The organism is Nocardia sp. 149-1B (assembly GCF_057747975.1).
Genome location: NZ_CM173233.1, coordinates 600,769 through 613,685 on the forward strand (window position 1 = coordinate 600,769; position 12,917 = coordinate 613,685).

A 12,917-nucleotide genomic window follows, 5' to 3' on the forward strand; every position below is an offset into this window, starting at 1 on the left:
GTCAGCGGGTCTCGACACCCGCCGTCGGGTCCGCAGGCGCGGCCCCGGGCGCTTGCTCGACCACGATCGCGCGGTCCGCTGACGCGTCCCGCACCCCGTTGACCTCCGGCGTCAGCTGGGGCTCGACGCGGGCGATCGCGACGGCGCCGCACAGCAGGCAGCCCACGACCAGCGACCCGATGTAGACGCTGCCCAGGCCGTGCCCGACCAGGAGGCCGGCGATCGGCGGCGCGATGATCGCCGCCAGCTGGAACGAGCCCGAGCTCAGCGCGTTGTAGCGACCGCGGAGATGGTCGGGCGCGAGCTCGTTGACCAGCGCCGGGATCGTCGGCTGCAGCAGGGTCTCTCCGAACGCGAACACCGACGCGCACGCCGCCACCAGCAAGGTCGCGCCCCAGGTGCCGGAGACCAGCCCGGTGGTGCCCAGCAGCACCCAGGAGCACGCCCACACCACCGACATCACCGCGATGATCCGGGTGCGCCGCCGACCCTCGATCCGCTGCAGCACGACGAGCTGGAGCAGAACGATCACCAGCGTGTTGGCCGCGAACGCCATGCCCAGGCCCTGCGTCGAGACCTCGCCGACCGCGCGGGCGTACGCCGGCATGCCGGCGTTGAGCTGGGAGTAGCCGACGTACGACGACACGAAGCTGAGCAGCATCAGCGACGCGACCGCCGGGCGGCGCATCACCTCGCGGTAGCTGACCTGCGCCGGCGGCGCGTCCCCGTCGTGGACGGGCCGGCCGGCCACGTGCCGCAGCGGCACCAGCATGAGGAACAACGCGGGCAGGTAGCTCACGGCGTCACCGAGATAGACGACCTGGAACGTGCTCAACCGGTCGACGTCGACGACGATCCCGCCGACGATGCCGCCGATACCGATGCCGAGGTTGAGCAGCGTGAAGTTCACCCCGAAGTAGCGCTGCCGCAGCCCCGTCGGGACGACGGTCGCGATCAGGGTCTGGAAGCCGGGCCAGGAGACGCCGAACGCCAGTCCCGACAGCAACAGGGCGGACGCCGCCACCCACTCGGCCGACGAGAACGCGAGCACCGTGTTGGACACGACCTGCAGGACCAGTGCGCCCATCAGGATGCGGCGGGCGCCGAGCCGGTCGATCGCCGACCCGCCGGGGCCGACGACGAAGAGTCCCACGAGCGGCGGCAGACCGAGCAGCAACCCGACGTCGCTGAGGGTGAACCCGCGCACCTCGTGCAGGTAGACGACGTGGAAGGGCAGCACCAAGCCGGTGCCGATGAACTCGAACACCACGACGGAGAGCAGCAGCCGGCCCTCGCGTGGCAGGTCGTGCCAGAACGAGCCGAGGGTGGGTCGGGCGGGGGCGTCGGAGGGGGCAGTCGAGCTCATCGACTCCAGTGTCCCAGCGTCCGCCGACACCCAGCACGCGGTTTTCCGACGCTCGTGTCCGCCGCCCCTTAGGCTCCCGCACATGAAGCGTCTGATCGCCACGGTGGCGGGGCTGTCCGTGGTGATCCTGCTCGTGTTGGCCCCGGCCATGTTCTGGAGCTCCGGCGACGACGCGACGACCGACACCGACTTCACCATCTCGGCCTACCGCGCCACGATGGATGTCTCGAGCAAGGGTGACCTCACCGTCGACGAGGTGCTCGACATCGACTTCTCGGTCACCGGCAAGCACGGCATCTTCCGCTTCTGGGACCGCGCCGATCCCTCGGCGTCCCACGCGCGACGCAACCCGCAGCACGTGACCGTGACCATGGATGGGAAGCCGGAGCCGTTCGAGCTCTCTCACGAGAGCTCCGGGCGCTACCTGGTCGCCAAGATCGGCGACGCCGACACGACGCTCGAGCCCGGAGTGCACCGGTACGCGATCCACTACGAGATCGACGGCGTGCTCGAGCCCGGCACCGACGGCACCGAGACCCAGTTCTACTGGAACCTCGTCCCCGACGGCCCGCAGATCGACGAGGCCCAGATCCTGATCCACCTGCCCGTCGTCGCCGAGGGCGTCCGCTGCGCTCAGGGCGCCGGGTCGACGACAGGCTGCACGGCGAACGGCGAGGGCACCGCGACGCTGCGAGTCCAGACCGGACCACTCGATCCCCACACCCCGGTGACGGTCAAGGTCGGGCTCGACATGCCGACTCCGGACGCCGGTGACGAGCTGCCCTGGACCGCGCGGTTCGACCCGGTGTTCGGGTCGAACCTGCTCGCGCTGGTCGCGGTGCTCCTGCTCGCGGCCGCCGCCGGCGTGCTCGGCACGGTCCTGGCCCGCCGGACCTACGAACGGGCACCGCAGTTCCCGCTGATGTACGCACCGCCCGAGGGCATCGGCCCGGCGCAGGCGGCATACCTGCTCGAGGAGAGCGTCGACGACGAGCTGTACGTCGCCACCTTGATGTACGCCGCGGAGAAGGGCGCGATCGACCTCGGCCGCGACAACGACGCGTGGACGATCACCGACAAGGCCGGCGCCGCGGGATGGAGCGGGCTGGATCCGGTGACCGCGGGCGTCGCGCACCTGCTCGGTGGCCCGGGTACGTCGTTCACCGCGACGCCGAAGGACGTCGCGGCCGGCCAGCGGCTCAAGAGCGAGATCGAGTCGTTCGAGGAGAGCACCACCACCTGGGCCTCGACCTCCGGGCTGATGGTCTCCAGCGGGCTGGGCGGCTTGGGCGGCCTGGTGATCGGAGGTTGCTTCATCGCCGTGGTCGCGATCTCCATCCTCAACCCGCTCAACATGTCCGTCCTCGCGCTGGTGCCCGGCATGTTCGCGGTGTTCGGCTCGCCGCTCGCCGCGCGCGGCGCGGGCACCCGACGCACCAAGGCTGGCCGAGACCTGTGGTCGCGCGCGGGCGGCTTCAAGCGGATCCTCTCGACCCCGTCGGCGCAGGACCGGTTCGATTTCTCCGGACGCCAGGAGCTCTACACGGCCTACGTCCCGTGGGCGGTCGCATTCGGTTGTGCCGACGAGTGGGCCGGCAAGTACCGCACCGAGATGGGCGCCGAGCCGCCCGTGCCGTCGTACTTCGGCCCGGCGTACGCCGGCGCCTACACCGGATCGGCTGTCTCCTCGATGGTCGACGACTTCCACTCCACCGTCAGCTCCGCCGTCTCCTCCTACGAGGCCACCCAGAAGTCGTCGTCCTCGGGCGGCGGCGGTGGTGGGTTCTCGGGTGGCGGCGGTGGGGGCGGCGGCGGTGTCGGGTCCTGGTGACCCGCGAGCACCACCCATCACCGAGCAGGACCAACTGAGGAGTTCACATGCTCATCGCCATCATCGTCATCGTCGTGGTGCTCGTCGCCCTGGTGGCCTTCGGCGTCATCGGCTTCAACAAGCTGCGCACGACCGACATCGGTGCGCAGGAGGCGCTGGGCGGCATCGACGTCCAGCTCACCCGCCGCGCCGACCTGATCCCCAACCTCGTCGAGACCGTGAAGGGGTACGCCGCTCACGAGAAGGGCGTGTTCGAGGAGATCACCGCAGCCCGGGCCGGCATCCAGAAGGCGGCCAAGGGTGACGACGTCCCCGAGAAGGCCGCCGCCGACGCCCGCATGTCGCAGGCGCTCGTCAGTCTCAACGCCGTGGCCGAGAACTACCCCGACCTCAAGGCCAACCAGAACTTCCTCGATCTGCAGAAGCAGCTGGCCGAGACCGAGAACCAGATCTCCTTCGCGCGGCAGTACTACAACGACGCGGTCGCGACGCTCAACAAGCTCACCCAGACCATCCCGTGGATGTTCTTCACCGGGGTTGCGGGCGTCCACAAGCGTGAGTTCTACGACGCCCCCGACGGCCAGGAGCAGGCGCCGCAGGTCAAGTTCTGAGCTGCCCGAGCCGGCGCTCGCGCCGGCTCGGACCCAGCAGCCAGGTCGAGTAGCCCCGCGGCTGAGGAACGAAGCCGCGACGGGCGTATCGAGACCCAGTTCCTCAGGGTGACGGTGCGCCAGCAGGAGCCGACAACTGCCCACGATGCTGCTGGGCCGGTCTACATCACCCAACGGGTGAGCATGCGGGGTTTTCGGGGCGGGTACTGAGTGGCTATGCAGATCCCCCAGCCGCGCGGACCCCTGACCGAGGCGCTCTTCGGGGCCCTCCGTTCCGGTTCCGACGACTTCTACCCGGTCCTCGCCGTCGGACCCTCCGAGGGGGAGGACGCCGCGCTGGCGCTCTGGGTGCTCTACGAGCTCCACTACCTCGGCTTCGACGAGGTGTCCGACACCCTGGAGTGGGATCCTCAGCTGCTGCGGCTGCGGGCCGTCCTGGAGCGTGACCTCGAGCAGCGACTGCGCGAGCGGTTCACGGCCCCGCAGGAGCTCTCGGTCGTGGACGACTTCTTCGACTGGGTCGATCAGCAGGACGGCGCCTCCCTGGCGACCCACGTGCACCGGGTCGCGGACCGCGCACAGGTCCTCGAGCTGCTGCGGGTGCGCTCGATCTACCACCTCAAGGAGTCCGACCCCGTGGCCTGGGTCGTGCCCCGACTCGGCGTGGCCGCCAAGGCCGCGCTGATGGAGCTCCAGTTCGACGAGTACGGCAACGGCGACCCGAACCGCCTGCACCACCACCTCTACGCGAAGGGGATGCAGGCGTGCGGGCTCAAGGCGTCGTACGCAGCCCACATCGACGAGAGCCCGCTGGAGGTGCTCGAGCAGAACAACGCGATGTCGCTCTTCGGACTGCACCGCCGGCTCCGTGGGGCTGCCCTCGGCCATCTCGCGGCCTTCGAGGCGACCAGCTCGCTGCCGTCCCGCCGGATGGCGCAGGGTCTCGAGCGGCTCGACTTCCCCGCGGAGATCGTCGAGTACTACACCGAGCACGTGGAGGCCGACGCGGTCCACGAGCAACTGGCGGTGCGCACGATCTGCGGGGGGCTGTTGGCGGAGGAGCCGGAGCTGGCCGAGGACGTCTGGTTCGGGGCGTTCACCTGCCTCGACCTCGAGGACCGGTTCGCGCGCACGATGCTGGACCGCTGGGGTGCCGGCGAGGAGCATCGGGAGGAGGTCGCATGAGCAGCGACTTCGAGCACCCCGACGTGGTGCTCTGCCCCGGCGGCCCGATGCTGCTGCGCGGCAAGCACACGATCCGTGACGCCGACGGCGTCGAGCACGAGACCACGCGCCCGGTCACCGCCGTCTGCCGGTGTGACAAGTCCGCGTCGTTCCCGTGGTGCGACGGCACCCACAAGGTGCTGCCGGACAAGCTGCGCCCGGCCTGACGTCCAACTCGGCCGGTCAGCCCCGGTCGAGGCGCACGAGCACGCCCCGCTCGCACCAGCGCACCTCGCTGATGGCGAGGTCGTCGTCGGTCTGCTCCCGCAACCGGTCGCGGAGCAGGTCGACCTGCTCGACGGTGCCGAGCTGGAGCAGCACGCTGCCGCCGCGCATCAGGTGGCGGGCGGCGGTGTCCACGCACAGCCAGGCCACCTCCATGCCGTCCGCGCCACCGTCGATCGCCAGCACCGGGTCCTCGGGGAAGCTCCCCACCTCCGCCCGTCGCACCCACGGCGGGTCCGCGATCACCAGCGCGAACCGCTCGCTGTCGCGCAGCACCTCGTCCATGGAGCCCTCGCGTACGTCGACGTGCTCGGCGAGGCCGGCATCGGCGGCGTTGCGGCGTGCGTAGTCGCACGCCACCGGGTTGAGATCGACGCAGACCAGCCGCCGCGCGGCGCCCGTCACGGCCAGCAGCCCGATCTGCCCGGCCCCCGCGCACAGCTCCAGGACCGGTCCGGCCGGGGAGCTCGCGAGGATCTCGGCCGCCCACTCCGACTGGGCCGCGGTCCACGGCCGGGGACGCAGCACCCGGCCGTCGAAGGTGATCCGGAGCGCGCCGAAGCCCATCGTCTCCGGGGCGTGGCTGATCGTGGTCATGTGATGCATGTACCCCGCCGTGGCGGCCGTCACGCCCAGGATCGGGTCACCCGGTCGGGTGGCCGCGTCTCCCGCGTCGACTTCGTCGCCGCGCGGGCCGCGGTGTCGCTCTGGGCTTGGTCGTCCGACGGTGTGGTTGCGGTCGCCGCGTTGGCTGCGGGGAGTTCAGCTCAGAACACGTTGAGGGGGCGGAACTGCACGGAGATGCGCGGGCCGGCGTGGGTGACCTTGGGGACGGCGTGCTCCCAGGTGCGTTGGCACGAGCCACCCATCACAACCAGGTCTCCGTGGCCCATCTCCACCGCGATCGAGGCGCCGCCCAGGCGCGGTCGCAGCATCAGCCTCCGGGGGTCACCGAGGGAGACGATCGCGACCATCGTGTCCTGAGTCTTGCCGCGTCCGATGGTGTCGCCGTGCCAGGCGACGCTGTCGCGGCCGTCGCGGTAGTAGCAGCACCCGGCGGTCACGAACGGCTCGCCGAGCTCGGGCCGGTAGTGCGCCGACAACGCCCCGCGGGCCCGCGCCAGGGCCGGGTGGGGGAGCGCCTCGCCGACGCCGTAGGTGTGCAGGAGGCGGGGTACGTCGACCTCGCGGTCGTACATCTGGCGTCGCTCGGCACGCCACGGCACGTCGCGCACGAGCGTCGCGAACACGTCGTCGGCCTCGGGCAGCCAGGTGCGGCACACGTCGACCCAGGCGCCGCGGGTGAGGACCCGCCGGGTCAGCCCGTCGAAGACCGGGGCAAGGTCCGCGGCCGCCTCGAACAGGGTTCCCTGGAAGTCCATGACCCGAGCATACGCCGAGATCGAACAGATGTTCGAGACCTATTCCGAGGCGATCGCGTCCAGGACGTTGAGCCGCGAGGCCCGGACAGCCGGCAGGATCGCGGCGAGGACGCCGACGATGACGGCGATCACGAGGAACACCAGCAGCTGACCCAGCGGCAGCCCGAGGCTGGTGAGGTTGTCCTTCAGGGACTGGCGCAGCAGCGTGCCGATCACCAGGCCCAGGGCCATGCCGAGCAGCGCGCCGAGGACCGCGATCGCGACCGACTCCAGCGTGATCATCCGCCGCAGGCGCGGCCGGCTCATACCGATCGCGCGGAGCAGACCGATCTCGCGGGTGCGCTCGATGACGGACAGGCCCAGCGTGTTCACGATGCCGATCACGGCGATCACGATCGCCAGTGCGAGCAGGCCGTAGATCATGTAGAGCAGCTGGTTGACCTGGTCGCGGATCGAGTCGGCGAACTCCTGCTTGTCGTAGACGGCCACGACCGGCGTCGACGCCACCGCGTCGTCCAGCGCCTTGCCGACCGCCACCGCGTCCGCGCCGGGCTGGAGCAGCACACTGAGGCTGGTGTCCTGGCGCGGCACCCCGGCATCGGCGAGGAGGCCGATCGGGACGCTCACGTCGCCGGTGGTCTCGCTGCCTTCGATGATCCCGGCGACCTTGACGTCGAGGGACTTCCCGGCGAGGAACGTCAGCTTCAGCGGTGAGCCGACCTCGAGCCCGTGGTCGTCGGCGAAGCCGGTGGAGACCAGTGCCTCGTTGCCCTGCAGCTCCTGACGTCCGGCGGTGACGTCGAGGTCGTAGATGTCGTCGAAGCCCGCGTCGTTGCCGGACACGAAGACCGTGGAGTCGTCCACCTGCGCGGCGGTCCACTGCTGACGGCTCACCGTCGCCACGCCGTCGACCTTCTCCAGGTCGTCGCCGACCGCCGTCGTGAACGGCATGAAGTTGCTGCTCTGCACCAGGAAGTCGGAGGTGAACTGCTCGTCCACGACGTCGTCGACCGAGGAGTTGAGGGACGCCGCGAGCACGCCGATGCAGGAGACCAGTGCCAGGCCGATCATCAGCGCTGACGCGGTGGCGCCGGTACGCCGGGGGTCCCGCAGGGCGTTCTCGCCCGCCAGCTGGCCCGTGGTGCCGAACAGCCGGCCGAAGAGGCCTCGGCACATCACCAGCACCGGACGGCCGATCACCGAGCTGATGCCCGCCGCGGTCAGGATCCAGATCCCTGCCGCGATGCCGACCCAGAGCGCGTCGGGGCCCGGTCCGCCGACGACGCCGATCACCGCGAAGACGACGCCGAGGGCCATGAGCGCGCCGCCGATGATCGTGCGGCGGCGGAGCGACTCGCGCACGGGCGCCGAGTCGGCCCGCATCGCGGCGACCGGTGCGACCTTGCCGGCGCGCCGCGCCGGCAGGAAGGCGGCGACCAGGGTGACGCCGACGCCGACGACGTAGCTGATGACCACCGACGTGGCGCTGAGCGTCAACGCGCCGCTGGCGATGTCGAGCCCGACCGCCCGGAACAGTGCGGCCAGGCCGCGGGCCAGGAGCCAGCCGAGCCCGATGCCGATGGTGGCCGCCACGGTCGACATGACGACCGCCTCCAGCAGCACGGACTGCGTGACCTGGCGCCGCGAGGCGCCGAGCGCTCGCAGCAGCGCGAGCTCGCGGCTGCGCTGCGCGACCAGGATCGTGAACGTGTTGACGATGATGAAGCCACCGACGATCACCGCGATGATCGCGAAGACCAGCAAGAACGTGGAGATCACGTCGAGGAACTGGGCGACGGCGTCCTGGGACTCCTGCGCGACCTGGTCGCCGGTCACTGCCTCGAAGCCGTCGGGCGCCACGGTGGCGGCCGCCTTGACCAGCTGTTCCTGGGAGACGCCGTCGGCGGCGGTGAGCGAGACCTGCTGGAACTTGTCGGCACCGTCGAGGAACAGGTCTTGCGCGCCCTCCGTGCTGAACACCAGCAAGGTGGCGCCCGCGGTGCCGCCACCGTTGAACTCCGCGGTGCCGACCAGGGTCGCCGCGCGGTCGGGCTTGCCGAACGGCGCGAGGAGCTTCACCTGGTCGCCCAGCTGGTAGTCGCCCTTGTCGGCGGCCGCATCGTCGAGGACGATCTCGTCGGGGGCGGTGGGCCAGCGGCCGCTGCTCAGCAGCATCGGCGACTCGCCGGCCATGTTCGGGCCGTCGGTGTGGTTGAAGGCGAGCGTCGGTGCGCCGGTGCCGCCGATGAGCGTGCCGTCGGAGGCCAGCAGGCTCATGCCGGTGCCGACGACGTCGCCGTCGGCGCGGGCGACCTCCGGCAGTGCTGCGAGCTGGTCGATCACCCCGGGCGAGAGGGTCTGGTTCGTCGTGGCCCCGCCCGCGTCGAACGATGCCGTCTGCTCGGCGCGGACGACGCCGTCGGGCGTGGAGCTGTAGATGATGCTGTCGAACGTGGACGACAGGCCGTTGCTGAAGACGAGGACGCCTGACAGGAACGCCACGCCCAGCACGATGGCCAGGCCGCTCATCACCAGCCGCACCTTGCGGGCGACCAGGTTGCGCAGGGTCAGCTTGAACACGTCGCGCCCCTCAGGCCTGGGTGCCGCGGGCCGTTGCCAGGTCCTGCAGACGGGTCATGTGCTCGAGGATCTGCTCGCGCTGCGGATCCTGGATCTCATCGACCACCAGGCCGTCGGCGAGGAACACGACGCGGTCGCAGTACGACGCGGCGACCGCGTCGTGGGTGACCATCACGACCGTCTGGCCGAAGTCGTCCACGCTGCGCCGCAGGAACGAGAGCACCTCGGCCCCCGACGTGCTGTCGAGGTTCCCGGTGGGCTCGTCCGCGAAGACGATCGAGGGCTGGCTGGCCAGGGCCCGTGCGCAGGCCACCCGCTGCTGCTGACCGCCGGACAGCTCCGTCGGCCGGTGGTCGAGCCGGTCGCGCAGCCCGACGGCGTCGATCACGGTGTCGAGCCACTGCTGGTCGGGCTTGCGGCCGGCGAGGTTCAGCGGGAGCAGGATGTTCTCCGACGCGGTGAGTGTCGGGATCAGGTTGAACGCCTGGAACACGAACCCGATCCGCTCCCGGCGCAGCGCCGTCAGCTCCTTGTCCTTGAGCCGGCCGAGGTCGGTCCCGCCCACCTCGACGGTGCCGTCGGACGGGGTGTCGAGGGCGGCCAGGCAGTGCATCAGCGTGGACTTCCCCGAGCCGGAGGGGCCCATGATCGCCGTGAACCGGCCGGCCTCGAGGTCGAGGCTCACCCCGGCCAGGGCGTGCACGGCGGAGTCGCCGGAGCCGTAAGTCTTGCGCAGGTCGACGGCGCGCGCCGCAGGAGTGTCGGCAGGGGGCGTGACGGTCATGAGAACAGCCTGCCGGAAGGCTCGGCACGCCCGCCATCGGGGACATCCCTGACCCGCTCGACGTGCTTCGCGTAATTGGGGCAGAGTAGGACCCGACACACGACGGATCTCTCGGAATTGATCCCTTCAGTCCACGCAGTTCCCGCCGATCCGGGGACGCGGGGGTCGATGTCTGCCTAGAGTTCCCTCTGTGGACGAGTTGCTGGTGACTGAGGGGCGTGCGCTGAAGCACGTTCAGGTGCGTGAGTACGTGCGCACTCTCGTCACGGGGGCGGCACCCGGTTCACCTGCACCGTCTGAGCGTGAGCTGGTGCATCGGTTCGGGGTCGCCCGCATGACGGTGAGGCAAGCGATGGACGCCCTCGTGGTCGAGGGCCTTCTGGAGCGGATCCCGGGACGGGGCACGTTCGTGGCCAGGCCCCGGCGGGCCGCCAGCCGGCTGACGAGCTACACCGAGGAGATGGGGAGGCGCGGCCTGCTGGCCGAGTCCCAGACGCTCCTCGCACGCCGTGAGCAGGCCGGACCGGGTGTGGCTCGGGCCCTGAACCTCACCGAGGGCGACGCCGTGATCCACTGGCGCCGGCTGCGTCGCGCCGACGGCGTGCCGATGTGCCTGGAGGACGCCTACCTCAACGAGGTGCTGATCCCGGGCTTCCTCCAGAGCGGCATGCCGACGAGCCTGTACGACGCGCTCGAGGCACGCGGCCTGCGGCCCACGTGGGCCGAGGACTCCATCAACGCCGATGTGGCGACCGAGGACGAGGGCGTGCTGCTCGAGATCGCGGCGGGCACCCCGGTGCTGCGTCACTCGCGTCGCGCGATGTCCGGGGACAAGGTCGTCGAGGTCTCGCGGACGGTCTATCGCGCCGACCGGTTCACGATGTGGATCCAGGTGGGCAGCGAGTCATAACCCGCCCAGTGGCGCGATGACGTCGCCGCTCTCCTCGCACACCCACACCGGATCGGGGCCGCCGAGGTCGGGCTGGATGTAGAGGGCGTGGAGGGGTGCGCCGTCGCCGCAGTCGTGGCACACGGGCCAGCGCCCCACGCTCTCGAACAGCGCGTCCTGCACGTCCTGGGCGACCAGGCCGGCGACGTACTGCTCGCCCTCCGGCCACTGCTCCGCCCACCACTTGCGCTGGGCGACGGCGTCCTCGAGGGCCGAGACCGCTGCGGCTGTGGCGTGGTTGCGGGCCTGCAGGTCGGCGAGCACGCGGGCACGCACGTCGAACAGCAGGGTGTCGTCCATTCACCCATCATGCCCCGGCGCCGGTAGCGCGCGGCTCCCTGATCGGGCGTGCGCACGGGCCTACGATGCCCGCATGAGCGAGGCGCTGCTCGAGGTCACGGTGCTCGACCCCCGTGACGTTCCGGGCGCGGCCGAGGGCGGTGCCGACCGCCTGCACATGGTCTCCCGTGGCGGGGTCGTGGCGACCTCGCCGGAGCCCGCGCTGGTCTCGGCGGTCGCCCGCGAGAGCGAGCTGCCGGTGTTCGTGCTGCTGCGGCTCAACGACAGCTGGACGACGACCGGCGGCGAGCTGACCCGGCTGGTCGGCCTGGCCGGGGACTACCTCGGCTGCGGCGCGGCGGGCGTCTCGTTCGGGTTCCTCGACGCCGACCTCGAGGTCGACCGGGAGGTGTGCGGCTACCTCGCCGACGCGCTGCCGAACGTCCCGTGGACGTTCGGCCGGGCCATCGACGACACCTTGGACCTGCGGCGCTCGTGGCGCTTCCTGCTCGACCTGCCGGGCCTGGCGGGGGTGCGGTCCGCCGGTTCGCCGCGCGGCCTCGACGCCGGGTACGACGAGCTGCTCGCGCTCGCCTCCTCCGATCCTGCGATCGCCCGGTTGCTGATGCCCGGCGGCGGGCTGGTGGCCGAGCACGTTCCGTGGTTCGTGCGCGCCGGGGTGCGGCAGTTCCACCTGGGGGCGCAGGCGCGGCCGGGTGCGTCGTACAAGGCGTTCGTGGAGGCCGGGCACGTGCGGTCGTGGCGCCTGCTCCTCGACGACGCGGTCCGGCGCGAGCGCGACCGGGCGACGCCCAGCGCCGGATGATCCTCATCGACCCGCCGAACGCGGCGGGCCACGGGCGGTTGTGGTCGCACCTGGCCAGCGACTCCTCCTACGACGAGCTGCACGCCTTCGCGGCCGGGATCGGCATCCCGCCCCGTGGCTTCGACCGCGACCACTACGACGTCCCCGCCGAGCGGTACGCCGACGTGGTCGCCGCCGGTGCCACCCCGGTGTCCTCGCGCGAGCTCGTGCAGCGGCTGATCGCCTCGGGTCTGCGGCGGCGCAAGCAAGGCGGTCCCTGACTACCGCTCCAGGACGGTCAACTCGCGCTCGACGTTGGCCCGGGCGAGCAGCTCCCACGAGTCGCGGGCGTGGCGGGTGTGGAACAGGTGCTGCTTGGCCAGCAGGTCACGCAGCACCGCGGCGCGGCCCTGGGCGAACAGGTCGTCGGGGACGTGGGCGTACTCCTCGCGGACCGCCGCGGCGTACTCGGCGTAGCGGTCCTCGGGAGCGGCGAGGATCGCGAGGTCGGCATCGCACAGGACGCCGCCGTTGTCGTCCCCGTCGGCCGGGCGATGGCCCTCGGTGAGCAGCACCAGCCGCACGACCTCCTCGACCACCTCGGGCTCGACCACGGACCGCAGCGCCTCGGCCGCCCAGGCGGCCGAGCGGCGCTCGGCGTCCGGGCGCCCGTCGTAGACCCCGTCGTGGAACCACGCCGCGAGCACGACGGCCATCCGGTCGAACGCCGTCTCGTGCGCCGACAGCTCGTGTACCCGGTCGAGGACCTCCCGGAGGTGCCGGGTGTCGTGGTAGCGCCGGTCGTGGTGGGCGTAGGCCGCGACCAGCTGCGCGCCGAGCTCGCGGGAGGAGGGCAGCGGCCAGTCGAGCAGCAGATCCAC

At 71.3% G+C, this 12,917-nt stretch carries 14 protein-coding genes; 7 read left to right on the forward strand and 7 right to left on the reverse strand.

Annotated features, from left to right (window positions below; all coding sequences use genetic code 11):
- Position 1: 1 nt before the first annotated feature.
- Positions 2-1,366 (reverse strand): MFS transporter, encoded by a 1,365-nt coding sequence (locus AC3ANS_RS02820; protein WP_488294654.1) that lies wholly within the window; start codon positions 1,364-1,366, stop codon positions 2-4.
- Between the two features lie 82 nt (positions 1,367-1,448).
- Here AC3ANS_RS02820 and AC3ANS_RS02825 point away from each other — a divergent pair, with 82 nt between their 5' ends.
- The 4 genes from AC3ANS_RS02825 to AC3ANS_RS02840 all read left to right on the forward strand — a co-directional run bounded on the left by AC3ANS_RS02825 (position 1,449) and on the right by AC3ANS_RS02840 (position 5,199).
- Positions 1,449-3,197: a DUF2207 domain-containing protein gene (locus tag AC3ANS_RS02825; protein ID WP_488294655.1), complete on the forward strand. Its 1,749-nt coding sequence runs from the start codon at positions 1,449-1,451 to the stop codon at positions 3,195-3,197.
- 47 nt (positions 3,198-3,244) lie between these two features.
- Entirely contained in the window at positions 3,245-3,808 is a 564-nt protein-coding gene (locus tag AC3ANS_RS02830; RefSeq protein WP_488294656.1) for a LemA family protein, read from the forward strand.
- 216 nt (positions 3,809-4,024) lie between these two features.
- On the forward strand, positions 4,025-4,993 hold the full coding sequence (locus AC3ANS_RS02835; RefSeq protein WP_488294657.1) for an iron-containing redox enzyme family protein: 969 nt from the start codon (positions 4,025-4,027) through the stop codon (positions 4,991-4,993).
- Entirely contained in the window at positions 4,990-5,199 is a 210-nt protein-coding gene (locus tag AC3ANS_RS02840; protein WP_488294658.1) for a CDGSH iron-sulfur domain-containing protein, read from the forward strand. Before AC3ANS_RS02835 ends, AC3ANS_RS02840 begins: the two co-directional genes overlap by 4 nt.
- Before the next feature lie 16 nt (positions 5,200-5,215).
- Here the strand turns inward: AC3ANS_RS02840 and AC3ANS_RS02845 are convergent, their stop codons facing one another.
- The 4 genes from AC3ANS_RS02845 to AC3ANS_RS02860 all read right to left on the reverse strand — a co-directional run bounded on the left by AC3ANS_RS02845 (position 5,216) and on the right by AC3ANS_RS02860 (position 10,003).
- Positions 5,216-5,854, reverse strand: coding sequence for an RsmD family RNA methyltransferase (locus AC3ANS_RS02845; RefSeq protein ID WP_488294659.1), 639 nt, complete (start codon positions 5,852-5,854; stop codon positions 5,216-5,218).
- A gap of 170 nt (positions 5,855-6,024) precedes the next feature.
- Complete coding sequence (locus AC3ANS_RS02850; protein WP_488294660.1) at positions 6,025-6,639, reverse strand: alpha-ketoglutarate-dependent dioxygenase AlkB; 615 nt, start codon at positions 6,637-6,639, stop codon at positions 6,025-6,027.
- Positions 6,640-6,678: 39 nt separating this feature from the next.
- Complete coding sequence (locus AC3ANS_RS02855) at positions 6,679-9,219, reverse strand: ABC transporter permease (protein ID WP_488294661.1); 2,541 nt, start codon at positions 9,217-9,219, stop codon at positions 6,679-6,681.
- A 10-nt stretch (positions 9,220-9,229) separates the two neighbouring features.
- Positions 9,230-10,003, reverse strand: a complete 774-nt coding sequence (locus tag AC3ANS_RS02860) for an ABC transporter ATP-binding protein (protein ID WP_488294662.1) — start codon at positions 10,001-10,003, stop codon at positions 9,230-9,232.
- A gap of 250 nt (positions 10,004-10,253) precedes the next feature.
- On the opposite strand from AC3ANS_RS02860, the gene AC3ANS_RS02865 reads away from it, so the two are divergent.
- A complete protein-coding gene (locus tag AC3ANS_RS02865; protein ID WP_488296417.1) occupies positions 10,254-10,913 on the forward strand; it encodes a GntR family transcriptional regulator in 660 nt (219 codons plus the stop codon).
- Here the strand turns inward: AC3ANS_RS02865 and AC3ANS_RS02870 are convergent.
- On the reverse strand, positions 10,908-11,252 hold the full coding sequence (locus tag AC3ANS_RS02870) for a hypothetical protein (protein ID WP_488294663.1): 345 nt from the start codon (positions 11,250-11,252) through the stop codon (positions 10,908-10,910). The genes AC3ANS_RS02865 and AC3ANS_RS02870 overlap by 6 nt on opposite strands.
- Positions 11,253-11,325: 73 nt before the next feature.
- Here AC3ANS_RS02870 and AC3ANS_RS02875 point away from each other — a divergent pair, with 73 nt between their 5' ends.
- Together AC3ANS_RS02875 and AC3ANS_RS02880 are read left to right on the forward strand one after the other, a co-directional pair.
- Positions 11,326-12,057, forward strand: coding sequence for a copper homeostasis protein CutC (locus AC3ANS_RS02875; RefSeq protein ID WP_488294664.1), 732 nt, complete (start codon positions 11,326-11,328; stop codon positions 12,055-12,057).
- Positions 12,054-12,317 carry a DUF4031 domain-containing protein gene (locus AC3ANS_RS02880; protein ID WP_488294665.1) on the forward strand — a complete coding sequence of 88 codons (264 nt, stop codon included), beginning with the start codon at positions 12,054-12,056 and terminating at the stop codon, positions 12,315-12,317. Before AC3ANS_RS02875 ends, AC3ANS_RS02880 begins: the two co-directional genes overlap by 4 nt.
- Here the strand turns inward: AC3ANS_RS02880 and AC3ANS_RS02885 are convergent, their stop codons facing one another.
- Complete coding sequence (locus AC3ANS_RS02885) at positions 12,318-12,917, reverse strand: HD domain-containing protein (RefSeq protein WP_488294666.1); 600 nt, start codon at positions 12,915-12,917, stop codon at positions 12,318-12,320.